We start from the raw sequence: 24,085 nt of genomic DNA, 5'->3' as shown, positions 1-24,085 counted from the left end.
GATTTTCACCAACTAAATTTATAAACTTGCTTTGATCAATGGATAAGCATTGTTCAGCAAAATTGTTTGCGCTTTGGCATTCGGGTGGATCTGATCTTGTTGCATTAAGTTTTTATGTCCCGCAACCCCTTGCATAAAGAAAGGCAATAATTTGACTTTGTACTGTTGGCTCAACACTTGATAGTTATTTTCAAAAGCTTGGCTATATGCCTTGCCATAATTCGGTGGAATTTTCATTCCAAATAAAATGACTTTCGATTTGGCCTGTTGGCTTTTTTGAATCAGCTGCGCTAAATTTTTTTGAATTTGTGCAGGGGGCTGTCCGCGTAAACCATCATTACCACCTAACTCAATCACCACAAGGTCTGGACGATGAGTTTGCAACAGTTTAGGCAGTCGTGCCAAAGCACCACTGGTGGTTTCACCGCTGACACTTGCATTGACCACTTTATGTTGTTTCGGATACTGTTGGTCTAGACGTTTTTGTAATAAGTGGACCCAACCTTGCTGCACTGAAACACCATAACCTGCACTTAAGCTATCGCCCAAAATCATGATGGTTTTGGCAGAGAGCAGCATCGGGCAGAACATCAGTGCAATAGCCAGCAAGTAACTCAATAGACGATTATTTTGAATGCGATTTTGCATATAGGGAAGATATGACCCAACTCACGACAGATGTTGACATCATGCCACAGGCGATTATTTCTGCACAGCAATTGACACAAAAGATACAACTTCCACAAAAACAGTTATCGATCTTCGAACAACTCGATCTTGAAATCTTTGCAGGGGAACAAGTTGCGATTACTGGTCGTTCTGGTTCAGGTAAATCCACCTTGTTGGGTATTTTGGCGACCTTAGATCAGGCCAGTTCGGGACAATTACGGGTCTGTGGTCAAGACATTCATCTATTAAATGAAGAACAGCGTGCTCAAGTCCGTTTGGCTCATATTGGATTTGTCTTTCAGTCTTTCCAGTTGTTGCCACATTTAACGGCACTGGAAAATGTCATGCTGCCGCTACGGCTAAAAGCAAATTTTCAGGTCAAAGCCGCCGAAGAAAAAGCATTAAAACTGTTAGCAAAGGTCGGACTAGAACGCCAAGCGCATCAAGCTCCCAAAGTTTTATCCGGTGGTGAGCAGCAACGGGTTGCGATTGCCCGTGCTTTGGTGAGTGAACCCGATCTGATCTTTGCAGATGAACCTACAGGTAATTTAGACAGTGCAACGGCACAGGAAATTGAACAATTGTTATTTCAGTTAAATCGTGAAATGGGAACCACATTGGTATTGGTGACACATGATGCCGATTTGGCCCGTCAATGTCAGCGCCATTTTGAATTGGTCAATGGTCAATTGATTGAGCATCGAACAGGAGATGCTGCATGAATCTTTTGGCACTGTTTCGACCACTCTTACAGCTGAGTTTTAAAACCACGGGTGTGTATTTATTATTGATCACACTAACCTTGGCGATCAGTGCCACCACGGCTTTAAAGTTTAGTAATGTACAAATTCAAAATGCTGTAGCGCTACAAGCTGCTGAAATGTTGGCAGCAGATTTGGTGCTCACAGGCAATGAACCAATTCCACAAGAGTGGCGACAACAAGCCAAAGCACAGCAATTAAAACAATCGAATGTCACGCTATTTAGCAGCATGGCGCACACTGATCAGCAATTTGTCATGGTTAATGTCAAAGCCGTTGATGCTGCATTTCCATTACGAGGTGAACTCGAAACAGAACCGAAACTAAACCGTTCTATACAAGCAGGTGAGGTCTGGTTAAGTCCGCGTGCTATGGATTTGTTGGGCGTTAAGGTTGGAGATCAGATCAATATTGCTGATGCTGCTTTTCAAGTCAGTGCCAAAATCATTCATGACACCAATCAAGAGCTTGGCTTCAGTGGTTTTTCACCGACGGTTATGATTGCGCAGTCTGAGGTGGCGAGAACCAATGCCATCCAAGTAGGAAGCCGGATTGAATATCGCCTGTTAATGGCTGGAGATGCACAAAATACACAGCGATTTGAAAAACTGTATAAGCAGAAATTTGGTGATCAAAGCGAAGACCGTGCTGCCAACCCAAATAATACGCAGGTTCAAGATGCAGCTCAAAGCAGTTTAAAACTGAGAAATGCCAGTGAAGGCAATACCCGCTTGATGAAGCCGATTGCCAACCTAGAAACGTTTTTACAACTGGCCAATATTTTAACTATTTTACTTTGTGGCATCGCCATCGCATTAACCAGCCAGCGCTATGTACAACAAAATCAAGATGCCATTGCACTGATGCGCTGTATTGGATCGACCAAACAGCAAATATTAAGTGCTTATCTGGCTTTACTGTTGGTTGTACTCGGGCTTTCAATCCTGTTTGGAAGTTTGATTGGTCTGGGATTGGGGTTTGGCTTATTGCAACTGATGCTACAGCTGATTCCAAATTTACAATTAGAGTTTTCAGCCCTGTCTATGCTGCTTGGCCCGCTTCCAATTGCAATATTCACCAGTACGATTGTGTTATTAGGATTTGTTCTTCCAAGTCTTTGGCAATTATTAGGGACACCGCCGGCACGAGTGATACGACAACAAGAGCGTTCTGTACGTTCCATGCTTTGGATGCTCAGTTTCGGCACACTCAGTTTGGTGGTGTTTTGTGTGGTTTTAACTGAAAATTTACAACTCACCATGTGGCTGATTTGCGCAATCATCTTCCTGTGTATCGGCTTATATATGATGGTCTGGCTCAGTTTAAAGGCCTTGAAAAGTTGGGGGACGAAAATCTCAGCGTATATACGCACACCGTATCAAACGGCATTTCAAATTACCGCATTAGCATTGGGGCTAAGCCTGATCACAGTTTTAGCGGTATTGCGTACAGATTTACTGGAACGTTGGCAACAACAATTGCCACTAGGGACACCTAACCAATTTGTCTATGGATTACCGCCATTTGAGTTGCAGGATTTTAACCAACAACTCAAGCTGCATGGCTGGCAAGGGACGCCGATGTACCCGAATATTCGTGGGCGTTTAGTTGCCAAAAATGATCTCCCTTTTTCTGATGCCTTAATTAAAAGCAATAATTCATTACGCCGTGAATTGAATCTTACGCAGGCTGCAACTTTTCCGAAAGATAATCAAATCATCGCGGGCAGTCAGCAGTTTCAACAGGTTAATGAAGTATCGGTAGAGGTGAAAACCGCACAAGAGCTGGGTATTCAAATTGGAGATCGACTGAGTTTTAGCCTTCCTGAAGGGATTTTACAAGCCAAGGTGATCAACCTTCGCAGTGTGGAGTGGGAAAGCTTTAGTCCAAACTTCTTCTTTATTTTTTCTCCCCAAACCATGGATGAAAATGCAGGCAGCTATTTGGGGAGTTTCTATGTTCCACCACAAGATAAAAATCAGTTAATTGGTCTAATTCAGCAGTTTTCGAATACCGTGTTTATTGATGTCAGTCTGATTTTGGATGAGATCAAACGCATCGTCAGCGTATTGGTTCAGATTATTACTATCTTGGCGCTATTGGTCAGTATTTCAGGCATTTTGGTCTTGATCGCATGTTTGAACTTATTTATGGATGAACGCAAAAAAGAAGTGGCATTACTGCGTTCCTTTGGCAGTTCCAAGCAAAAGCTAAAGTCGATGCTCAGTTTGGAAGTTGGTTTGATGGGGCTAATTTCAGGTGTCGTGGCGTGTATTTTTGCCGAAGTAATCAGTGCGATTGTCAGTTATAAAATGGAACTGGTCATCCAACTACATGCCGAGATTTGGTTGATCCTCCCACTGGTCATGACCTTAGTCTGTACATTGATTGGACGTTATCGCTTAAGTTATCTTTGCGACATCCCACCCTTAGAAAGTTTGCGTGAACTGAATAGTTAAGGGGGGAGATGTTTAACAGCCGAGCAAGTTAAGAGTGGAGCAGGAACCCAGTGCGCAGTTCAGGTTTAGACATGATTTGATGTGTTTTCAACATATCAGTGTTGATAGCCACTGGTTTCCTTCCATTGTTTAACGTGCTGCGAGAGATTGCTTCATCAGCAGGATAAAGTGTTCCCAAAGCGGTAAAATCGGTTGGATTAATTGTTGGCAATGCAGATAAAACAGATAGCATCCGACAGTTGCGGCGATTAGACCGATCATTTGAATGATTAGGGATTGATGTACTTTTTGTCCTAAATACCAAATAAAAGCCAACGCAGCCCCCATCAACATGCCGCCAATATGCGCGGCATTATTAATTCCACTGATCATAAAGCCCATCGCGAGGTTAATCCCCATCACCATCAATAAGGTTTTTTTATCCAGATAAAATTGCTGTTTAGGTAACATGGGGAGCAGCGAAATAATCGTCAGCGCTGCACCGAGACCCATCACTGCACCCGATGCGCCTGCACCAATACTCGGAAAAAGTTGCTGATTGGCTGCACCTTCGGCCAATAATGCATAACTGTCTTGAATGGTTAAATAACCACTCAATAAACTTCCCATCAGTCCGGCTAAAACATACAGGCCGAGGAAGTAGAAACGACCTAACATTTGCTCGGCAACACTGCCAAAAATATACAAAGCCCACATATTCAACATCAGGTGAATCAGGCCAAAATGAAAAAACATACTGCTGAATAAGCGGATGGGTTCCTCTAAAAAGGTTAAAGGTGCATAATCAGCACCCCAACGCAAAGCATCCAGTGTGTCGGGTTGGCTAACGTTCATTCCATGCAACACTTGCCAGCCAAAGAGTCCAACATTGATGGTAATTAAGAGTGCCGTGATCCACCACAGTTGGATTTGCAGCTTACGGGTTGATACAGCAGGAGGGCTGAGTTCAGACATGCTATTCTTGTACTGTGTCAAAATATTTAAAAATAAGCTTAACATGAAAAAACAGAATTTCTGGAGTAACACACTGACATGAAAGCCTTTATTGTTCGTACATTGTTAATTCTTGTCAGTCTTGTGCTTTTGGTGCAGCTTTGGATCTTTGGAAGTTTGGTGTGGTGGCGTACGCATCCTGTGGAATCGACGATGATGATGCGTTTAGATTATTGGTCTGAGCCATCCAAACCGATTAAACACGAATGGCGTGATTACGACCAAATCAGTGATTATGTCAAACATGCTGTTGTTGCCGCGGAAGATGGCAAGTTTTTACAACACAAAGGTTTTGATTGGGAAGGCATGCAAAATGCTTTAGAACGCAATAAAGATAAAGGCAAAGTGGTTGCAGGTGGGTCTACCATTTCGCAGCAATTGGCAAAAAACTTATTTTTATATAATAAGCGTTCATTTATCCGAAAAGGACAGGAAGCCGTTGCAACATGGATGATGGAACGTATGTGGACGAAGCAACGCATTTTAGAGGTATATCTCAACTCGGTTGAGTTTGGGGACAACATCTATGGCGTAGAAGCTGCAACTCAGCACTATTTTGGTAAAAGTTCACGGAGTTTGAGCCGAGAGCAAGCGGCATTTATTGCGGCTATTTTACCCAATCCAAAATATTATGATGAAAATCGACAAGATCGTAAGCTAAATTATCGTAAGCGCATGATCCAAAAATATATGCGTTATAGCCATATCCCAGATTAAGAACGATCTAAACACTCGTCAAATGGCATGGCAGCGATTTGAATTACAACAAAAAGCTCATATTAATGGGCTTTTTTTATGAAATTGTCACAAATTTGAAGCATACTAAACTGAGTACAGCACACATTTTTTAATATGGGTTTGAAATGAATACCGCAGCTGAAGTCGCGCAAGTACCTACTGAATATACTTATAATGATCGTTATATTAATCGAGAGTTATCGATTCTCGACTTTCATCTGCGTGTGCTCGAACAAGCGGTTGATCCGATACATCCATTACTTGAACGCATGAATTTCTTGCTGATCTTTTCACGTAACTTAGACGAATTTTTTGAAATTCGTGTTGCGGGAATGATGGAACAGCTAGACTTAGGTAATGAAAGCCGCAGTCCAGATGGCTTAACACCAAAACAAGTATTAGATGAAATTTCTGCGACAGCGCATGCGGCAATTGAGCGCCAGTATCGTATTTTAAATCAAGAAATTTTACCCAAACTGCGTGAAGAAGATATTTGCTTCTTACGTCGTGGTGAGTTAACCCCTGCACAGTCGGCATGGGTGAAAAAATATTTTCAAGAGCAAGTTGCTCCAGTCTTAACGCCAATTAGCTTAGATCCCGCACATCCATTCCCTCGCTTGGTCAACAAGTCGTTGAATTTTATTGTGACTTTAGAAGGGAAGGATGCGTTTGGCCGTCAGATTGACTTAGCCGTTGTACCTGCACCACGTTCGCTGCCACGTGTCGTTCGGCTTCCTGATGAATTAACCGGTGGTAAAGAGCATCATGTGATGCTATCGGCAATTATTCATGAACATGTCTCTGACTTGTTCCCCGGTATGACGGCGACGGGTTGCTACCAATTCCGCGTGACGCGTAATGCCGATTTGGCTTTGAATGAAGATGTTGAAGATTTGGCTAAAGCTCTGAAAGGTGAGTTGAATTCACGTCGTTTTGGTCGCGCCGTTCGTTTGGAAGTGACAGAAAATTGTCCGCAGCATATTTATGAATATTTGCTTGATGAGTTCGATTTAGAAGAAGAGCAACTCTATAAAGTAGATGGACCAGTTAACCTTGCACGTTTACTGTCAAACTTTAAACGTCCACATCTACGTTATGACGCGCATATTCCTGTTATACCGAAAGTACTCAAAAAATCTGAAAACATTTTTAGTGCGATGCAAAAGCAAGATATTTTGCTACACCATCCCTTTGAATCTTTCGCACCAGTAATTAACCTACTACGTGAAGCTGCACGTGATCCACAAGTTTTGGCTATTAAACAAACGCTTTATCGTAGTGGTGCAGACTCTGAAATTGTGCAAGTCTTAGCGGAAGCAGCACGTAATGGTAAAGAGGTTACCGCAGTAATTGAGCTTCGTGCACGATTTGATGAAGAATCAAATATTGCTGTAGCCAATGTATTACAAGAAGCGGGCGCAGTGGTGGTGTATGGCATCGTGGGTTATAAGACCCATGCCAAAATGATTTTGGTGGTACGCCGTGAAAATAATAAATTGGTGCGTTATGTGCATTTAGGTACGGGTAACTATCATGCGGGCAATGCGCGCATCTACACCGATTATGGCCTGTTAACCACTGATAAAGAACTCTGTGAGGATGTACATCGCATTTTCCAAGAGCTGACTGGTATGGGCAAAATGGCGAAGTTGAAAAAACTGCTGCATGCGCCATTTACCTTACATGCTCAACTGATCAATTATATTGATAATGAAATTGCCAATGCAAAAGCAGGTAAGCCTGCGCAAATCATTGTCAAGGTCAATGCATTAACTGAAGTCCAGTTGATCAATAAACTGTATGAAGCTTCACAAGCGGGTGTGCAGATTGATTTAATTATTCGTTCTATTTGTTGTTTACGTCCAGGTTTACCGGGGCTGTCTGAAAATATTCGTGTACGTTCTATTGTTGGCCGTTTCTTAGAACATACCCGAGTATATTATTTCAGTAATAATGGTGATGCACGGATTTATTGTTCAAGTGCAGACTGGATGGATCGTAATTTATTTAATCGTGTGGAAGCCTGTTTCCCAATTGAAGATCCAGCCTTGAAAAAGCGTATTTATCAATTAGGTTTAGTGAATTATCTAAAAGATAATCAGCAAGCTTGGTTGCTCCAAAGTGATGGGCGTTGGATTCGTACCCATGTCCAAGAGGGCGAGGAAGCACATAATTCACAGCATGTGCTTTTAGACGCATTTAAATAAATGTGTTGAACAAAAATAAAGGGAGCAATGCTCCCTTTATTTTTTTTAAATTTTCTAGATTGTTTTTGAATCGTTTATCTCAGCTAAATTTAGCTGTAGCTACAAATTTTTCTATAGATATTTTTGACAAAACCATCAATTTGATACGTTGAAAGTTTTAATTCATTGACCATCTGCTCTTGAGTCGCACTATGGCTGACCATATCCAAAATTTGATATTCTGCTGGATTTAGACTGAGCTGTTTCGGCGCTGCATTTTGCGGACTAAAAGTTTCACTCAATAAAAATTTAGCAAAACTAGGATGAAGGGCAGCGCCACCTCTTAAAATGGTTTTCAGCTGGTTATAAGTGTCTTCAATTGGCTGTTGATTCAACATATAGGCAGTTGCACCTAACTGAATCGCATGTAAAGTTAAATCTGCAGACTGTTCATTGACTAAAATAATGAGATTGCTCGAAGGATAGATTTTCTTAATTTTATGTATGAATGAGATATCAGACTGTTGCGTGACCACTAAAAAGATTAAATTTGGCAATTGATTGAAAATTTGTTGTTCTGCATCTGCTAAATTTTCTGAAAATGTAATGAGGTCTTCAGGATAACCGAGGTCTCCTAAGATGTTAAACAGCACTGTTTTTGAAGTCATTGATTGATGATCAATGATCAAAACGGGTACTGGTAATAAAAATTCACTCATCATACATTTCGCTCATTTATTATTTTTAATCAAATTGCATTTCCATAATGTGCATGGAAGTGAATTAGAAAAATATACCTAGAAGTAGTGATTTATACATCAAAGTATAATTAAGTTATTGTGATATAATATAATTTAATTAATGTATGGTTTTTTGTGTTTTTCATTATGTTGAATGCAAAGATTTATAGTTTTTTCGTTTTTATTTTTAGAATATTGATTAAATAATCATCAGATTTCGATTCGAATTGAAAATAATAAATGAAATGTGAAAGCAGTATTTTGACAACTAATAAATTGAACTGTTTCTGATGTGAGTTAATATTCACCTATTGCTTAGTTATTTTAAACATGAATATTAGTGACTATTTAAAATAATGTGATTTATTTCTCATGTATGGTTATTTTATAGCACAAAACATAATTATGAAAAAAGCCCTTTGAAAATGAATCAGACGTACTTTATCTAAAATACCTGAAACTAGTGATTTTAACGAAAGTTATATTTTACTAAGATGTATTAATCTTCTTACTTATCTGGCTAGTGTGAAGATATTATCGAGGCGATGAATTGAGATATACATCAAGTCATATATTACCTTATCAGGCTACCTATTTGGGTTAGCCTTTTCTTTTTTCTAGATACTATATTTTTATTTTCAATTTTAAATTCATCTCAATATTATTATTTCTGGATTATTCATTTCTGCAAAATAAAAAAGAGAGCACAGGGCTCTCTTTAATATTCATGGATTGAATTAGTGCAGATTACTGGTGATTTTCTGCAAGATTTGAAGCAATACATCAAATTCACTTTGAAGCGGCGTACTTTTACGCGTTACCAATGCTAATGTGCGTGTAGGACTAGCTTCTATTTCTTTCACAGCCAAATCTTCATTGGCTTTGATCATATTGGTATGAACTGCAATTTCAGGCAATAAGGTAAAGCCTAAATCTGCGGAAACCATTTCAACCAAAGTTGGCAATGAGCTTGCTTTTAAACGGTGGTCATTTTTACGTTCACCAATCGGGCAAGCACTCAAAGCATGATCACGTAAGCAATGGCCTTCTTCAAGCAACATTAAACGAGATAAATCTAAGTCGTCTAAAGATTTCGCTTGAGCTGCATTTTGGTCAGTTTTGTTGTACACCAAGAACAATTTTTCTTTGTTTACTTCTGCAACTTTCAAGCTACGTGTATCGAAAGGAAGGGCAAGTAATACAATATCTAGATTACCGTGCTCGAGTTTCTCAACAATTTTTTCACTTTGTGCTTCATGTAAGTGCAATTGAATTTTTGGTAATTGCTTATGCACTTCTTCTAATAATGGCGCAAGTAAGAATGGCGCAATAGTAGGAATGACCCCTAGATGTAAATCACCCGTTAGAGGTTCGCTCATTTCACGACTTAAACGCATTAGGTCTTGCGCATCTGCCAATAGAACTCGGGCTCGTCCGACAACTTGTTCGCCAAGAGGAGTTAAACGCACGTTTTGACGGTCGCGTTCTACCAATACGCCACCTAGTAAACGCTCAAGTTCCATGATCCCGCCAGACAAAGTAGACTGGGTGACAAAAGAACGACGCGCAGCTTCAGTAAAGTGTAGCGTTTCTGACAGTGTTACTAGATATGACAGCTGTCTTAAGGATGGTAATGCAGCCATAGTGTCCTAATTTATGATTTAAAGTGATCAGCAAACAAACCGCTAAGATATGGAATAAAATGCGGTGGGATATCATGCCCCATTCCATCAATTAATTCAAATTTAGCACCTGAAATAGCCTTTGCAACGGCCTTACCATGGCTTGGCGGCAGCAAACGGTCACGAGCTCCATGAACCACAATGGTTTTATGCTGAATTTGTTTATCCAACTGCAGCAGGGAACCTGTACATAATATTGCTAAAAACTGTTGAAGTACACCCGCTGGGTAATAACTCCGTTTATAGAGTTTACGTGCAGTTTGTATCGCTTCAAGCTGATTAATATAGCCTGGAGAGCCTATAATATTAAAAACTTTCAGACTATGGTTAATAATGCCATCTTCATCGTTAGATTCAGGTTTTTCAATTAGACTAAATAATTGCTTTGGAAATGGCGGTGGAAGTAAGGGTTGGATGTTACTGGTAAAAAGTAAGCTTAAGTTGTGGACTTTGTCGGGATAGCGTGCCGCCACGATTTGAGCGATCATGCCGCCCATCGAAGCACCTAAAATATGGACTTTATCCAGTCCCATACGATCAATTAACAGTGCAACATCGTCTGCCATATCGTATAGATCATAGGGCGCGCCTTGATTCTCTAGACCTAAGGCAAAACGTCCCATCAATTTAAAGGTGTTGAGACGTGGACCTGGGTTACGAATTTTACTGGATAGACCTATATCACGATTATCAAAGCGAATAACACGGTAACCTTGGTCTATTAGGGACTTACAAAAGAAATCGGGCCAATACAACATTTGTGCGCCGAGTCCCATAATCAATAAGATTGCAGGATCTTCAGGATGACCACCCACCTCGACATGAAGTTCAATGCCATTGCCTAACTCAACGCGAGTTTCATGCATAAAAGAGGCATAAGGTGAAATATTAAACTGAAGGGCACTATTCATTGTTATTTTCCTTTAAAAAGGACGTCTATTATTATCAGGACGTCCTTGTATTTAAACCTTAAACTGAAGCGGGAATCAAGTCCGGAACCTGCTTAGTCAAAGTTAAGCGTTGCTTCCCAGCAGTTGCACCGAGCAGTACAAATCCACGTAATACGCCATCTTGATCGATCGCACGGGCAATCATGCCATCTTCAAGCTCTTCTGTTTCCCATTGGGTTTCTACATCAATTGGCGCAGGAAGGACAGTTAAAGGTGCAGCAGGTGTTTTAACAGCTACAGGCATGGCTGGATAATGCACAGCGGTATGTTCACCATTGAGGGTTTTTGCCAAAGCACGTGCTTGTTGCATGATCGGCATCACGTATGGCAGAAGGGTACCATTAACTTCAGCACAGTCACCGACAGCATAGATATCTGCCAAGTTGGTTTCTAAGCCTTTATTGGTTAATACACCGCGACTGGTGTGAATGCCGGCTTGTTTTGCCAAGTTAATTTCAGGTTGTAAGCCAATCGCAGACAACACAACATCTGCCACTAAGCTTTGACCATTGGCAAGGCTCACTTGATAGTCACCATTTTCAATACGTGAGACTTTTTCAACAGTCGTGCCTAGAACGAATTGAATGCCCGTTTCCTCTAAATTACTTTGGAATTTAGCGGCCACATGAGATGGCAGTAGACGACCTAAAGGTTGCGGAGCTAAATCGACCACCGATACTTTCGCCCCAGTGTTTTGAAGGTCATTGGCAAATTCACAGCCAATCAAGCCTGCACCTAAAATCACCACACGCTTATCTTCACGTGCTGCAAGTTGTTTACGGAATGCTTTGTAGTGATCTAAATTGTTGACGACATGAATGTCTTCGCTGCCATCACCCGAAATAGCTAAGCGAATTGGATTTGCGCCGACTGCTAAAACGAGTTTTGAATATAGTTGTGTTTGAGTTCCATTTTGGCTTTCAATAGTAAGCTCATGTTTTGCTGCATCAATGGATTTAACCCAACTCTTATTGATGATTTGCATATTGAGTTGAGCCGACATTTTTTCGGCATCCCCTAGAGGGATTTGCTCAGGAGCTTTATTACCAACGAGCGCATTGGATAATGTCGGTTTAGCGTAGTTAATGGCATCATCCGCACAGATCATAATAAGTTCTAGTTCAGTATTTAACTTTCGAAATTCACGTGCAACGGCATATCCCGCCATACCAGAACCAATAATGACAATAGGGTGCATACTCAACTCCAAACACATTTCATATTTTTTAAAGACAAAAAAAAGACCATAACGATGATGGCCTTAGATTCTATTTATTAGATTTCAACCATTTCAAAATCTACTTTTGAGACGCCACAGTCTGGGCAAGTCCAATCATCTGGGATATCTTCCCATTTCGTTCCTGCCACGATACCGTCTTGTGGCCAGCCTTCTGCTTCGTCATAAATCCATCCACAAACGATGCACTGATACTTTTTCATTCCATTCTCCAAAAACTGACATAAAATTAAGTCAGTAAATACTTCATAACTGTATAAGTTTATACCTTAAGGTTAATTAGCCTTATACAGTAGACTCTTATGTTAAATTTTTACGCAGTTCTAACGATAAAGTAAAGTGGCTAAGAGTTTAATGAGTGAAATTAAAAGCAGAATGGCAGTGAGGGACAATAAATATCATCAAAACCCCAGATCTGGGAAAAATTGTCTGACAATATTTATGCCTATTGAAAAGTATATTTGAATTCATTTCCGTGAATTGGGTTCTAAATACCGCTTTTTCTATATTCATAGACTAAAGTCTTGCAGAAAAAAACTCTAAAATCTTTTATTTTATGATTAGGAAAATATATATTTGATATTTTTTAAATAAATACAATATTAATAATCAGTAACTTATGTAAATTTGCTGTATCTTAAATATGCATTTTGGAGAGTTTTTAGCTGTTCTTTTCTTTCAAATCGCGTTAAAATTCACACATTCCTTTCTTAATTTATTTTCTCCTATTATGAGTAATTCTACTGCTGCGGCATTGTGGTCTAACATTCGTACTGTCCAAGATTTTCCAAAACCAGGAATTTGTTTCTTTGACCTTACGCCGTTATTTATGAATAACATCGAATCGTTAACTGATGCCCTAATTGCAAGTATTCCAGCTGAGCAATTGGCAGAAGTAGATAGCTTTATTGCGGTTGAAGCACGTGGTTTTGTTTTGGCAAGTTTACTTGCTCAGCGTACGGGTAAAGGTTTGGTCTTAGTACGTAAAGCCGGCAAATTACCACCACCAGTGGTCGGTGTTGGTTACAGCCTTGAATACGGTTTAGATCGTCTTGAAATGTCAGCTGAAATCGAATCACAAAAAGTGATTATTGTTGATGATGTATTGGCGACGGGCGGTACGCTTCGTGCAGTGAAACAATTGGCTGAAAAATGTAAACACCAAGTTTTAGGCGCAAGCATTTTCTTAGATTTGCCTGACTTGCATAAAGATTTGGGTTTAAATATCTGGTCGGTTTTAGATGATAAAACACGTCCTGAAGCAGATGCTGCCTAAGCGTCAGCTTTAAAATGTAAAAAGCCTTGTCTATGACAGGGCTTTTTTATGTCTGATAAAAACGACGTTGCTACTTATGATTAATATGATTTATTTTTTTAAGTAGTTTAATTCGAGATGTTGGATTAAATCATTGATATTTTCAGGGCATTGTAGACGATGGTGTCCGCCATCCATCACTTGAACTTGCATATAATCTTCGAGTTGTTGTTCTGCTTCATACATATCCAAGATTTCATCACCACGTTCGATATAGGCAATTTGTGGAATATCGTGATCCAAATCCATTTCATTGATTGCAGGGTAGTCGTCGCGAAAGTCTGGATGCAGACTCGGGTTGGCAATTACACACGGAATGCGATGAAACAGCGACATTTTCAAAGCCCAGTACGCCCCGAGACTATGACCGACGATGATATCAGGCTTAATGGTTTCAATACTCTCGTGGTAAAAGTCAGCAACAGTTTGAAAATTTAAGTTGCGATAGTCCACTTCAATGCAGAATTTTTGTTTTGCATCGATGGCATGGAATTTAGTGGATTCACGGGAAGAATCCAATCCATGTAAAAACAGAATTTTCGATAAGCAGGAAGTCATTGTTTTTCTACACACTGTTTTCAGACATTTTGGATGTGTTGAATATTTTATTTTTCAACAATTTTATGACTTCATTGTAGATAGAATTGTCAAAAAGAGAATTTAGCTTTTGGTCTAATTTATAGGCATTTAAAAGACTTTAGTCTTAAAGAAAATAGATTAAAAGGTTGAATTAAGTTATTGATATATATTTTAATGTATTGATAATTATAAGTATTTTTAAAGCTTTTAGTTATCATCTGATATCATTAAAATGTAGGTTTTCGAGCTTGAGTATTTAATTTTTATCTACTGCACATCTGTAAGGTAGGTTCTATGTCTACCTGAAGGTATAACGATTAAAACATCTTACTTCGATAAATTTCTACTTATTAAAAAAATGCGCGCATTGCTTACTGCTCAATTCAAAGGAAATCTGCTATGCTATGCAACTTCCGTTTTTTAACTATTTGAGACAGAGATGACGCAACATAACGCTCAATCGACTTCTGAACAAGCCATTTCCGAAAACGATTTAATTGCACAGCGTCATGCCAAGTTAGAGCACATCAAAGAGCACGCCAAGGAAACAGGTGTTAGCCCGTGGCCTAACACATTTAAGCGTGAACACTATGCACAAGACCTACAAGATCAATTCGCTGAAAAATCAAAAGAAGAAATTGAAGCAGGCGAAAAGGTTTATGTAAAAGTTGCTGGTCGTGTGATGTTGAACCGTGGTTCATTCATCGTAATCCAAGATATGACTGGTCGTATCCAGCTTTATGTACCACGTAAAGAGTTGGATGCTGATGTTCTTGCAACAATTAAAGCACTCGATTTGGGCGATATTATTGCCATTAAAGGTTATATTGGTCGTTCTGGTAAAGGTGACCTTTATGTTCATATTGAACATTTTGAGCTTTTAACCAAATCACTCCGTCCACTTCCAGACAAATTCCATGGTTTGACTGATACTGAAGTTAAATACCGTAAGCGTTATTTAGACCTCATCATGAACGAAGAAACACGTAAAACTTTTGAAATTCGTGCAAAAGTGGTGTCAGGTATTCGTTCATATTTGAGCAATGAGCGTTTCATGGAAGTTGAAACACCAATGATGCATGTGATTCCGGGTGGTGCGTCTGCGCGTCCATTCGAAACTCACCACAACGCATTAGATATGCCTTTATTTTTACGTATTGCGCCTGAGCTTTACTTAAAACGTTTGGTCGTTGGTGGTTTTGAGCGCGTGTTCGAAATTAACCGTAACTTCCGTAACGAGGGTGTATCAACACGTCATAATCCAGAATTCACCATGATTGAATTCTACCAAGCCTATGCAGACTACAAAGACCTGATGGCTTTGACAGAAAATATGCTTGAAAAATTGGCCATTGACATATTAGGTTCGACTGATGTGCCTTATGGTGATGAAGTGTATAGCTTCAAAGGTCCATTCAAGAAAATTTCGATGTTTGATGCGATTCTTGAACATAACCCAACGTTCACTGCTGAAAATGTATCTGATCGTGAGTTCCTTGCAAACTTCGTTAAAAATGAACTGAAAGAGCAAGTAAAACCTGGTTTTGGTTTAGGCAAACTTCAAACCATCGTATTTGAAGAAACTGTTGAAACAGAACTTCGTCAACCGACATTCATCACAGAATACCCAGCGGAAACTTCACCGTTGGCACGTCGTAATGATGAAAATCCACATATTACGGACCGTTTTGAATTCTTCATCGGTGGTCGTGAGTTGGCAAATGGTTTCTCAGAGTTAAATGATCCGATTGACCAAGCTGAACGTTTCCAAGCCCAAGTTGCTGAAAAAGATGCGGGTGACGATGAAGCAATGCATTACGATGCAGACTTCATTGAAGCATTGGAATACGGCTTACCTCCTACAGCGGGTGAGGGTATCGGTATTGACCGTTTGGTCATGTTATTTGCGAATGCTGCAAGTATTCGTGAAGTGATCTTGTTCCCACATATGCGTCATAAAAACTAATTTAGTTTTTGAAATAAAAAACCCGCTTAATGCGGGTTTTTTATTGTTTCAATAGTAAAATTTAAAATATTTACATTAGGGTCTGTTGACATTTGCTGTTCAAAAAAATAGCGAGAAAGTAGAATTCAATCGCCAAGCTAAATTCACTTCTCGCTATGCCTCATATAATGCTGAATGATCAACACTGGTCTAGGCTGAAATCTTACGGAGCAGTGCTCCTCATCTCCAAATTCGGTATTTATCTCAAACATAATTTAAGATTGTTTATCGAAGTAATCCTTTATCGGATTCGAACCGGATGTGCTTGGCGTGATTTACCCGATACTTTCGGCAAGCCAAACTCTATTTTTAAGAAGTTTAGTCGATGGAGTAAAGACAGTAAGTTACTCAGAATATTTAAATTATTGTCTAGTCATGCAGATTTAGAGTGGATCTTTATTGATGCCAGTCATGTCAGAGCGCATCAGCATGCGACAGGTATTAATTATCAAGCTAATTCTAAAAGTATCGGTGGAAATAGTTCTAAAATCCATTTAGCTGTTGATGCGAATGGAAATCCTATCGAGTTTATTATTGTTGATGGCACGACTCATGATGTGAAAGTTGCACCTGCTTTAATAGATGCTTTGGAATTAAAAGAAACGAAAATCTTATGTGCAGATAAAGGCTATGATTCAGAAAGTTTCAGAAAGAAAATTAGAGAAAGTAATACGAAAGCAAACATTCCTCGAAGATCAAATGCCAAATCTAGCAATGATGATATGGACTGGTATATGTATAAAATCAGACATTTAGTTGAACATGCATTTTGTAGATTAAAACAATTTAGAGGAATTGCCACAAGATACGATAAGCTAAAACGTAACTATCAAAGCGCTGTTGCTTTAGCTTGTATATTTATATGGTTGCCTCTTTAGCTCAATTTATCGGCTGTAAATGTCAACACACCCTAATTTTCAGACAAAAAAATACGCAATGATTGGGGTGTTCATTGCGTATAACAACGAATCTGTTTTCACAGGTTCGGTAAAGGAGAAATGTTATGAATTTAGGTATTCCTAAAACATAAATAGATAATAGAGTGAACGGTCAGTCATTTCATTGGTGTTCACGTTAAGTGATGTTACCTAACGTTAAAACTAAGGAGATTTTGTGAATACCTTCACAAAAAGTGCCTATAAAAAAAAGCCTTTCACATTGGAAAGGCTTAATTTTATAGAATTTTTTAAATTTAGAAGTGGAATACACCCAAGCCAGATTTAATCTCATCCAACGTTTGTTGGGTAATATCACGGCATTTATCGGTACCGGTTTTTAAAATATCCATGATGTAGTCAGGATCTTTTTGCAATTCTAAACGGCGTTCACGGATTGGACCGATCAGCTCTTTTAGCACACCTTCAAGACGCTTTTTCACAGTACCATCGCCTAGACCACCACGACGATAGTGTTCTTTTAATTCCGCAACAGCTTCTTTATCAGGATCGAATGCATCGAGGTAAGTAAATACGACGTTACCTTCCACTTGACCTGGATCTTCAATACGTAAATGATTTGGGTCGGTATACATTGCATTAACAGCTTTCTTGATATCTTTATCAGTCGCGTCAAGCACAATGGTATTGCCCAAAGATTTAGACATTTTTGCTTTACCATCAAAACCTGGTAAGCGGCCTACATTAGAGAGTAAAGCTTTACATTCAGGAAGTACGTCACGACCAATTTGACGGTTTAAACGACGAACAATTTCGTTGGTTTGTTCAATCATTGGAATTTGGTCTTCGCCCACTGGAACGACAGATGCTTTAAACGCTGTAATATCGGCAGCTTGAGCCACTGGATAGCATAAGAAACCTGCAGGAATATCACGCTCAAATCCACGCATTTGAATTTCAGATTTGATGGTTGGATTACGCTCTAAGCGAGAAACCGTCACAAAGTTCAAATACAACATGGTCAATTCATTCAATGCTGGTAAGCATGATTGAACGCAAATCGTGGTTTTGGTTGGGTCAATTCCTACAGCAAGATAATCGGTTGCGACTTCAATAATATTGCGACGAACTTTTTCGAAGTTATCGGCATTATCAGTTAAGGCTTGAGCATCAGCTAAAAGGAGATGTTGATGATGCGAATCTTGTAAACCTACACGTGAACGTAAAGAACCTACAAAATGACCTAAATGTAATTGTCCAGTCGGACGGTCGCCAGTCAAAATCACTGGACGATTATCTTGAGTACTCATTATCTGTTCCAAAGTGGTAGTCAAAGCTACGGCTGATTTTCAAAGAATGTCCCCATTGTACGGCATTCTATTTTTGATTGTTACTGACACAGCACAATTGACTGAAAAATGGGTGAATATTTTGTTAATTATTAAAAAACTAAATACAATTTTAGCGTTAAATAGAATTAGAATATTAAAAAATGCCTAAAGGATAAAAATAATGGCGAGTAGCTTATTAATCTTACTTGATGATATTGCAACTGTGTTGGATGACGTTGCTGTGATGAGTAAGATGGCAGCCAAAAAAACAGCGGGTGTCCTTGGAGATGATTTAGCACTGAATGCACAACAAGTCAGTGGTGTCCGTTCCGATCGTGAACTTCCTGTCGTTTGGTCTGTCGCCAAAGGATCTTTTGTTAATAAATTAATTTTGGTTCCGGCTGCTTTATTGATCAGTGTGGTTGCACCTTGGCTGATTACACCGCTTTTGATGATTGGTGGTTTGTTTTTGTGCTATGAGGGTGTGGAAAAAGTCCTGCATAGTTTGCATCATAAAAAAGCCAAAACAGAAGAAGTTGCTCGTGAAGAGATGACCCATATTGAAACGGATTTGGTGACTTTTGAAAAAGAAAAAGTCAAAGGTGCCATCCGGACCGATTTTATTTTATCTGCTGAAATTGTGGTGATTTCATTGGGTACGGTTGCAACTGCGGCATTTGGGACTAAGGTCATGGTGCTTTCGGTGATTGCAATTATAATGACCGTTGGTGTTTATGGTTTTGTCGCGATGATTGTCAAAATTGATGACTTAGGACTTTATCTCACGCAACAAGCATCACAATTTAAAAAGACCGTTGGACAAGGTTTGTTAGCATTTGCACCTAAGTTGATGAAGACATTAACCATTGTAGGTACGATTGCCATGTTTTTAGTGGGTGGTGGCATCATTACCCATGGTGTGCCTCTGCTACACCATTTTATTGAAGGCTCTGTGGATTATGCAGAACATATTCCTACAGTTGGCAGTATTGTGGGTGCATTAACACCGACTTTAATCAATTTAGTGACAGGTTTTATTGCAGGTTTAATCGTGCTGTGCGTCGTGTCTTTAGTTCAAAAAGTATGGCCAAAGTCGCAAAAGGATTAATCTGTAAACGCACGGATATCAACTATTTTATATAAGGAAGATCACTATGCGCTGGAAAGGTCGAAGAGTTAGTTCAAACGTAGAAGACCGTCGCGGTGGTGGCGGTGCAAAAGCGGGTGGTATCAGTATTCTCGGTTTGGTTGTAGCATTTGTTGCGTGGAAGTTTTTTGGTGTAGATCCGCAGCAAGCTTATCAGGCGACTAAACAAGTGACTTCACAGGGTCAAACGGCTGAAGTCAAAGGTTTGGATAATCCAACACCTGAACAACAAGAAGCGATGGATTTTGTTGGAACGGTTTTGGCCGATACGGAAGATACATGGACTAAAGTCTTCCAAGAACAGTTAAATGCCCAGTATAAAGCGCCTAAATTGGTCATGTTTAATGGTGTGGTCAACTCGGGTTGTGGTACAGCACAAGCTGCAATGGGGCCGTTTTATTGCCCAGCAGATCAGAAGGTCTATATTGATACTGCATTCTTTAAAGATATGCGTACGCAAATGGGCATCACGGGTGAACAAAATCAAACTGAATTGAGTCGTCAAGATCAGGCGGGTGATTTTGCGCAAGCCTATGTGGTTGCCCATGAAGTTGGACATCATATCCAAACGATTTTAGGTATTTCTGAGCAAGTTCAGCAGGCGCGTGCGCAAGCGTCTAAAGCTGAAGGTAATCGTTATTCGGTCATGCAAGAACTACAAGCAGACTGCTTTGCGGGTATTTGGGCGCATCATAATCAACAGCGTACCCAATTTTTAGAGCAGGGTGATGTAGAAGAAGCGATGGACGCTGCACATAAGATTGGTGATGACTATTTACAGAAAAGTGCAACTGGGCAAGTGGTCCCAGATAGCTTCACGCACGGCACCAGTGAACAACGTATGAAATGGTTCCAGACAGGGTTGAAATCAGGCAATATCAATAGCTGTGATACCTTTAACCAAGCCATTTAAAACAAAAAAAGGAGGATGCAAACATCCTCTTTTTTTCATTGAAAAATAGATTGAAACTTATTTATTAAGAAATGATTTAAAGTTTCGAACAATACGATAGCTGACATACAATGCGGCAAATGCGAATAAAGCCACGCCAAAAACAGTATATTTAAGGCCTGAAATATCGTTTTGATAGAACTGTTTTAATTGGGCATCGCTATAGCGTAATTGTTGTTTTTGTCCAGTGCGGCTATTGGTGAAACTCACATTTTGGATATATTGAAATTGTCCGATTTTCAGTAAATCGAGGTGTTGAATTTGTCGGGTGTGTTGCTGATTAAATTCATCGAGACAAATATCTTGTGCATAGTTTTCACAATTCAGTTTGGCAAGATAACCATTATTCGCCAGCATGATAAAAATCGCACGATCGGGTGATTCATTATTGGAGACCAAAACCAATTGTTCTTTGGGTGTTGAATCCAGTGAAACCTTTTTTGCCTGACTAAAATAGTGCTCAGCACGTAAAATTTCCTGTGTCTTGCTAAAACAAGTCAGGATCAGCGCTGCAGTAATGATAAAGATCACAGCAGCAAAAAAGAGTCGAAAAATAGTTTTAATGGTCTGATGCATAGGAGAAATAAATTAGAGGATAAAAATGCATAAAATCGATGCAGGCTTGCTATGTTAAATGATCTTGATAAAAGATGTGAAAAAAACTGAATTTATACACGGTATTTAGATAAAATTCGTTAAAATATTTTATTTTTAAATACCAAATAATTTAGTATTTATTTTTAAAATACCTATATCTCACTCTGTAGGCGACACAGCACCAAAATTGGGAACGAAATGGGAAATTATTTTTTTCTACAGGTTTTTACCGTTATTTTTGCACTTTCGATTGCAACCACCATTTTTAATAAACGTATCTTGGCTTTTCCACAAGCCATAGGTGTTCCCATTGTTTCTGCAATTTTTGTCTTTATTTTGCAATGGGGTGCGAGTTTACTCAATGGCAATCAATTTGTGACGATTAATTTGTACAATATTGAAGAGGCAGTTCGTCATATCGACTTTTATGACTTTTTAATTAATGGCGTGATTTGTTTTATTTTGACCTCTTCAGCCTTGAAATTTAAAGTTTCAGATTTACGTTTACATTGGAAGCCGATCAGTATTTTGGCCAGTATTGCCTTGGTGCTTTGTGCGGTGTTTTTTGGTGTTGCTTTATATGGTTATCAGTTCTTAATTGGTCATCATGTTGATTTATTGGTGTTGTTATTATTAGGCGCTGCTTTAGGTGCGACTGACCCAATTGGGGTTAAAGGTGTATTAAGTTCTGTACGTGCCCCACATCATTTGATGGTGAAATTAGAAGGCGAATCGCTCTTTAATGATGCCATGTGTATTGCTGTGTTTATGACTTTACTCAATGTTTTGCAAGGTGAACATTTTACCGTCATTGGTACGCTTGAAACACTGTTATATGAAATTGTTGTTGCAGTCATTATTGGTTGGGCATTTGGTTTAGGGATTTTACGTTTACTCCGCGGTAAACATGAAATGGAGTCCTTGATTTTAACCACAGCATTATTGGCAAGTGGTTCATATCTAGTCGCTTTATTCGCACATGCATCTGCACCAATTGCATGTGTTATTGGTGGTCTGATCGTTGGGAATAAATGGAAAGAAATCCTCCAAGACCGAGAAATCAGGGAAGTGAACCATTTCTGGCATACCGTGGAAGGAATCATTAATTCCTTCTTATTTACCCTGATCGGTCTCGAGTTATTTATCTTAGATTTAAGTATCAGCTTAATTTTAGGCGGTATGGTGGCGTTTATCATTTTGCATGCATCGCGCTTTGCAGCAAACTATTTATCTTTTGCATTCTTCCCAAGTTTCCGCAAAAAAAGTTACAACGGTAGCCTTGCCATCTTATCGTAGGGTGGGGTTCGTGGCGGTATTTCATTGGCCTTAATCCTTGCTGTTGCCAATATTCCTGAACTCAGTGAATACAGCAGTATTTTGATTGGATATACATTTATTGCAGTCTTAATGTCGGGCCTCGTGTGTGGCCTAGGTTTACCCGCTGTGATGAATGCTTTTTATTACAACCCGAATGAAGAAACCAAAGGTTTCAAAGGTTGGTATCAAAGAATGTGCCATAAAATGAATAAAAAGGGTTTCCAATATATCGTGGGCGAAGATATACATGGTAATGAAACCATCACGGTATATAACCCAGAAGCGTTAATAGATACCAAAGCGGATGATGGTGTTGCTGCTGTACATAACCCAGAAAAAGTGCAAGAAGTTCGTCGTTTGGAGAACCCTGAAAACTTCTAAAACTGTTTTGTGTGACTTAAAAAAGGAAATGCTTAAGCATTTCCTTTTTTTTATTTATAGTTATGTTTCATCATGGTACATCAAAATGGGGGGAAATTATGACTGGTCATTCATCGGTATTATTGTGACTTGCATCACACAAATAAGTGTTTGTTATTACTTGTATAAAGATGGATCTAAAATCTGAGCCTATTGATAAAAATAATACAATATTCAAGCAATTGTGCAAAATAAATACAAAGCGTGATATAACGCACACAATTAAAAATTCGTTTTTAATGAGTTGTAATTAAAGAAATTATTAAGCACCAACAATTCATTACAAAACTAAAAACATAAAAACGGCCCTAATACAAATAAATGAGGTTTTACCCATGCCGCAAATTTCTGTCATTTCTAAAGAAAGTCATAAAGTTTTGGATCAAGTTGAATCCAATCAAGTGGGGCTTATCGAAAATTCTGTCATCGTCGTCAAAATCCCGAAAGAAGATGTTGCTTCAATTACAAAGAATGGTGTTGACGCAATAATCACCTTAAAAAATGGGGAAGTGATTACTGTACAAAACTATTTTAGTGAGGTGACACCAGATAATAGTTTGGTGTTTGAGGATGAAGACGGCACATTGTATTGGGCAAAATTTACAACAGCCAATGGTGATATTGCGGATGTTATTCAGTATCAACCTTTAGATGAAATTGAACCGCTGCTTTATAACGATTCTTTGACAGGTGTAATTTTACCGTGGATTGCGGGAGCAGGTGGCGCTGGTTTATTGGGTGCAGCTATTGGTGGTGGATCTGATTCTTCTGGTGGTTCTAAGGATACGACTAAACCGGACGCGCCTAAAGATGTGGTGATCACCGATGATGGTGAGCACGTCACAGGTAAAGGTGAGCCGGGTACTACGGTAGAGGTGAAAGATCAAGATGGCAAAGTCATTGGCACAGGCACAGTGGATTCATCAGGTAATTTTGATGTTGAACTTAAAGATCCATTAACCAATGGTGAAACCGTTGATGTCACTGTGACAGATAAAGCAGGCAATGAGTCAGAACCAACAGAAGCTACTGCAAAAGATACGACCAAACCTGATGCACCTAAAGATGTGGTGGTTACCGATGATGGTGAGCACGCCACAGGTAAAGGCGA

At 39.3% G+C, this 24,085-nt stretch carries 20 protein-coding genes and 1 pseudogene; 11 read left to right on the top strand and 10 right to left on the bottom strand.

The genetic code is table 11. From position 1 onward, the window contains the following. Positions 1 to 18 precede the first annotated feature (18 nt). Positions 19 to 648: an arylesterase gene (locus FTU83_RS06105; RefSeq protein WP_078193022.1), complete on the bottom strand. Its 630-nt coding sequence runs from the start codon at positions 646 to 648 to the stop codon at positions 19 to 21. A gap of 11 nt (positions 649 to 659) precedes the next feature. Between FTU83_RS06105 and FTU83_RS06100 the strand changes: the two genes are divergently transcribed. Then, a complete protein-coding gene (locus tag FTU83_RS06100; protein WP_180005271.1) occupies positions 660 to 1,391 on the top strand; it encodes an ABC transporter ATP-binding protein in 732 nt (243 codons plus the stop codon). Beyond that, positions 1,388 to 3,889: an ABC transporter permease gene (locus FTU83_RS06095; RefSeq protein ID WP_180105906.1), complete on the top strand. Its 2,502-nt coding sequence runs from the start codon at positions 1,388 to 1,390 to the stop codon at positions 3,887 to 3,889. Before FTU83_RS06100 ends, FTU83_RS06095 begins: the two co-directional genes overlap by 4 nt. Before the next feature lie 129 nt (positions 3,890 to 4,018). On the opposite strand, the gene FTU83_RS06090 is transcribed toward FTU83_RS06095, so the two are convergent. Further along, positions 4,019 to 4,843, bottom strand: coding sequence for a rhomboid family intramembrane serine protease (locus FTU83_RS06090; RefSeq protein WP_180105907.1), 825 nt, complete (start codon positions 4,841 to 4,843; stop codon positions 4,019 to 4,021). A gap of 78 nt (positions 4,844 to 4,921) precedes the next feature. On the opposite strand from FTU83_RS06090, the gene mtgA reads away from it, so the two are divergent. Then, positions 4,922 to 5,599, top strand: a complete 678-nt coding sequence (gene mtgA, locus FTU83_RS06085; RefSeq protein WP_078193019.1) for a monofunctional biosynthetic peptidoglycan transglycosylase — start codon at positions 4,922 to 4,924, stop codon at positions 5,597 to 5,599. A gap of 146 nt (positions 5,600 to 5,745) precedes the next feature. Beyond that, entirely contained in the window at positions 5,746 to 7,827 is a 2,082-nt protein-coding gene (gene ppk1 / locus FTU83_RS06080; RefSeq protein WP_078189935.1) for a polyphosphate kinase 1, read from the top strand. 89 nt (positions 7,828 to 7,916) lie between these two features. Here the strand turns inward: ppk1 and FTU83_RS06075 are convergent, their stop codons facing one another. From FTU83_RS06075 to rubA, 5 genes are all read right to left on the bottom strand, one after another. Beyond that, entirely contained in the window at positions 7,917 to 8,528 is a 612-nt protein-coding gene (locus tag FTU83_RS06075; protein ID WP_180051315.1) for a response regulator transcription factor, read from the bottom strand. A gap of 755 nt (positions 8,529 to 9,283) precedes the next feature. Beyond that, a complete protein-coding gene (gene oxyR, locus FTU83_RS06070; RefSeq protein ID WP_168379234.1) occupies positions 9,284 to 10,189 on the bottom strand; it encodes a LysR family transcriptional regulator OxyR in 906 nt (301 codons plus the stop codon). Positions 10,190 to 10,200: 11 nt separating this feature from the next. Beyond that, entirely contained in the window at positions 10,201 to 11,139 is a 939-nt protein-coding gene (gene estB, locus FTU83_RS06065) for an esterase EstB (protein ID WP_078189932.1), read from the bottom strand. Between the two features lie 58 nt (positions 11,140 to 11,197). Further along, entirely contained in the window at positions 11,198 to 12,376 is a 1,179-nt protein-coding gene (locus FTU83_RS06060; RefSeq protein WP_180105908.1) for an NAD(P)/FAD-dependent oxidoreductase, read from the bottom strand. A 77-nt stretch (positions 12,377 to 12,453) separates the two neighbouring features. Beyond that, complete coding sequence (gene rubA / locus FTU83_RS06055) at positions 12,454 to 12,618, bottom strand: rubredoxin RubA (RefSeq protein WP_005179369.1); 165 nt, start codon at positions 12,616 to 12,618, stop codon at positions 12,454 to 12,456. A 527-nt stretch (positions 12,619 to 13,145) separates the two neighbouring features. Between rubA and FTU83_RS06050 the strand changes: the two genes are divergently transcribed. Further along, the gene (locus tag FTU83_RS06050; protein ID WP_078189930.1) at positions 13,146 to 13,691 is read left to right on the top strand and encodes an adenine phosphoribosyltransferase; all 546 of its coding nucleotides are present in this window, start codon (positions 13,146 to 13,148) and stop codon (positions 13,689 to 13,691) included. Between the two features lie 90 nt (positions 13,692 to 13,781). Here the strand turns inward: FTU83_RS06050 and FTU83_RS06045 are convergent, their stop codons facing one another. Further along, positions 13,782 to 14,288 carry a YqiA/YcfP family alpha/beta fold hydrolase gene (locus FTU83_RS06045; protein ID WP_078189929.1) on the bottom strand — a complete coding sequence of 169 codons (507 nt, stop codon included), beginning with the start codon at positions 14,286 to 14,288 and terminating at the stop codon, positions 13,782 to 13,784. Between the two features lie 460 nt (positions 14,289 to 14,748). Between FTU83_RS06045 and lysS the strand changes: the two genes are divergently transcribed. Together lysS and FTU83_RS06035 are read left to right on the top strand one after the other, a co-directional pair. Continuing rightward, positions 14,749 to 16,275 (top strand): lysine--tRNA ligase, encoded by a 1,527-nt coding sequence (lysS, locus tag FTU83_RS06040; protein WP_180020646.1) that lies wholly within the window; start codon positions 14,749 to 14,751, stop codon positions 16,273 to 16,275. Positions 16,276 to 16,430: 155 nt separating this feature from the next. Further along, positions 16,431 to 17,192, top strand: a complete 762-nt coding sequence (locus FTU83_RS06035; protein WP_180055377.1) for an IS5 family transposase — start codon at positions 16,431 to 16,433, stop codon at positions 17,190 to 17,192. 314 nt (positions 17,193 to 17,506) lie between these two features. Here FTU83_RS06035 and trpS read toward each other — a convergent pair whose 3' ends face one another. Beyond that, the gene (trpS, locus tag FTU83_RS06030) at positions 17,507 to 18,520 is read right to left on the bottom strand and encodes a tryptophan--tRNA ligase (RefSeq protein ID WP_168379231.1); all 1,014 of its coding nucleotides are present in this window, start codon (positions 18,518 to 18,520) and stop codon (positions 17,507 to 17,509) included. Positions 18,521 to 18,722: 202 nt separating this feature from the next. On the opposite strand from trpS, the gene FTU83_RS06025 reads away from it, so the two are divergent. Further along, entirely contained in the window at positions 18,723 to 19,649 is a 927-nt protein-coding gene (locus FTU83_RS06025) for a DUF808 domain-containing protein (protein ID WP_180007458.1), read from the top strand. Positions 19,650 to 19,695: 46 nt separating this feature from the next. Beyond that, the gene (locus FTU83_RS06020) at positions 19,696 to 20,601 is read left to right on the top strand and encodes a neutral zinc metallopeptidase (RefSeq protein WP_180007459.1); all 906 of its coding nucleotides are present in this window, start codon (positions 19,696 to 19,698) and stop codon (positions 20,599 to 20,601) included. Positions 20,602 to 20,658: 57 nt separating this feature from the next. Here FTU83_RS06020 and FTU83_RS06015 read toward each other — a convergent pair whose 3' ends face one another. Next, entirely contained in the window at positions 20,659 to 21,216 is a 558-nt protein-coding gene (locus FTU83_RS06015; RefSeq protein WP_180026473.1) for a hypothetical protein, read from the bottom strand. A gap of 219 nt (positions 21,217 to 21,435) precedes the next feature. On the opposite strand from FTU83_RS06015, the pseudogene FTU83_RS06010 reads away from it, so the two are divergent. Then, positions 21,436 to 22,935 (top strand): annotated as a pseudogene (locus FTU83_RS06010) (cation:proton antiporter). Between the two features lie 374 nt (positions 22,936 to 23,309). Then, positions 23,310 to 24,085, top strand: a 776-nt coding sequence (locus tag FTU83_RS06005; RefSeq protein WP_180124311.1) for an Ig-like domain-containing protein, incomplete at its 3' end; no start/stop codon positions are given.

Origin of the sequence: Acinetobacter sp. YH12152 (assembly GCF_013418285.1) — a bacterium.
Taxonomy (GTDB): Bacteria; Pseudomonadota; Gammaproteobacteria; order Pseudomonadales; family Moraxellaceae; genus Acinetobacter; species Acinetobacter amyesii.
The sequence above is the reverse complement of the archived record's forward strand: the minus strand, read 5'-3'. Positions and strand labels throughout refer to the sequence as shown.

What these genes read in the sequence shown, in the direction of transcription:
- FTU83_RS06105 (WP_078193022.1), bottom strand. Translation starts at nt 648, where the DNA reads ATGCAAAATCGCATTCAAAATAATCGTCTATTGAGTTACTTGCTGGCT.
- FTU83_RS06100 (WP_180005271.1), top strand. Translation starts at nt 660, where the DNA reads ATGACCCAACTCACGACAGATGTTGACATCATGCCACAGGCGATTATT.
- FTU83_RS06095 (WP_180105906.1), top strand. Translation starts at nt 1,388, where the DNA reads ATGAATCTTTTGGCACTGTTTCGACCACTCTTACAGCTGAGTTTTAAA.
- FTU83_RS06090 (WP_180105907.1), bottom strand. Translation starts at nt 4,843, where the DNA reads ATGTCTGAACTCAGCCCTCCTGCTGTATCAACCCGTAAGCTGCAAATC.
- mtgA (WP_078193019.1), top strand. Translation starts at nt 4,922, where the DNA reads ATGAAAGCCTTTATTGTTCGTACATTGTTAATTCTTGTCAGTCTTGTG.
- ppk1 (WP_078189935.1), top strand. Translation starts at nt 5,746, where the DNA reads ATGAATACCGCAGCTGAAGTCGCGCAAGTACCTACTGAATATACTTAT.
- FTU83_RS06075 (WP_180051315.1), bottom strand. Translation starts at nt 8,528, where the DNA reads ATGATGAGTGAATTTTTATTACCAGTACCCGTTTTGATCATTGATCAT.
- oxyR (WP_168379234.1), bottom strand. Translation starts at nt 10,189, where the DNA reads ATGGCTGCATTACCATCCTTAAGACAGCTGTCATATCTAGTAACACTG.
- estB (WP_078189932.1), bottom strand. Translation starts at nt 11,139, where the DNA reads ATGAATAGTGCCCTTCAGTTTAATATTTCACCTTATGCCTCTTTTATG.
- FTU83_RS06060 (WP_180105908.1), bottom strand. Translation starts at nt 12,376, where the DNA reads ATGCACCCTATTGTCATTATTGGTTCTGGTATGGCGGGATATGCCGTT.
- rubA (WP_005179369.1), bottom strand. Translation starts at nt 12,618, where the DNA reads ATGAAAAAGTATCAGTGCATCGTTTGTGGATGGATTTATGACGAAGCA.
- FTU83_RS06050 (WP_078189930.1), top strand. Translation starts at nt 13,146, where the DNA reads ATGAGTAATTCTACTGCTGCGGCATTGTGGTCTAACATTCGTACTGTC.
- FTU83_RS06045 (WP_078189929.1), bottom strand. Translation starts at nt 14,288, where the DNA reads ATGACTTCCTGCTTATCGAAAATTCTGTTTTTACATGGATTGGATTCT.
- lysS (WP_180020646.1), top strand. Translation starts at nt 14,749, where the DNA reads ATGACGCAACATAACGCTCAATCGACTTCTGAACAAGCCATTTCCGAA.
- FTU83_RS06035 (WP_180055377.1), top strand. Translation starts at nt 16,431, where the DNA reads ATGCCTCATATAATGCTGAATGATCAACACTGGTCTAGGCTGAAATCT.
- trpS (WP_168379231.1), bottom strand. Translation starts at nt 18,520, where the DNA reads ATGAGTACTCAAGATAATCGTCCAGTGATTTTGACTGGCGACCGTCCG.
- FTU83_RS06025 (WP_180007458.1), top strand. Translation starts at nt 18,723, where the DNA reads ATGGCGAGTAGCTTATTAATCTTACTTGATGATATTGCAACTGTGTTG.
- FTU83_RS06020 (WP_180007459.1), top strand. Translation starts at nt 19,696, where the DNA reads ATGCGCTGGAAAGGTCGAAGAGTTAGTTCAAACGTAGAAGACCGTCGC.
- FTU83_RS06015 (WP_180026473.1), bottom strand. Translation starts at nt 21,216, where the DNA reads ATGCATCAGACCATTAAAACTATTTTTCGACTCTTTTTTGCTGCTGTG.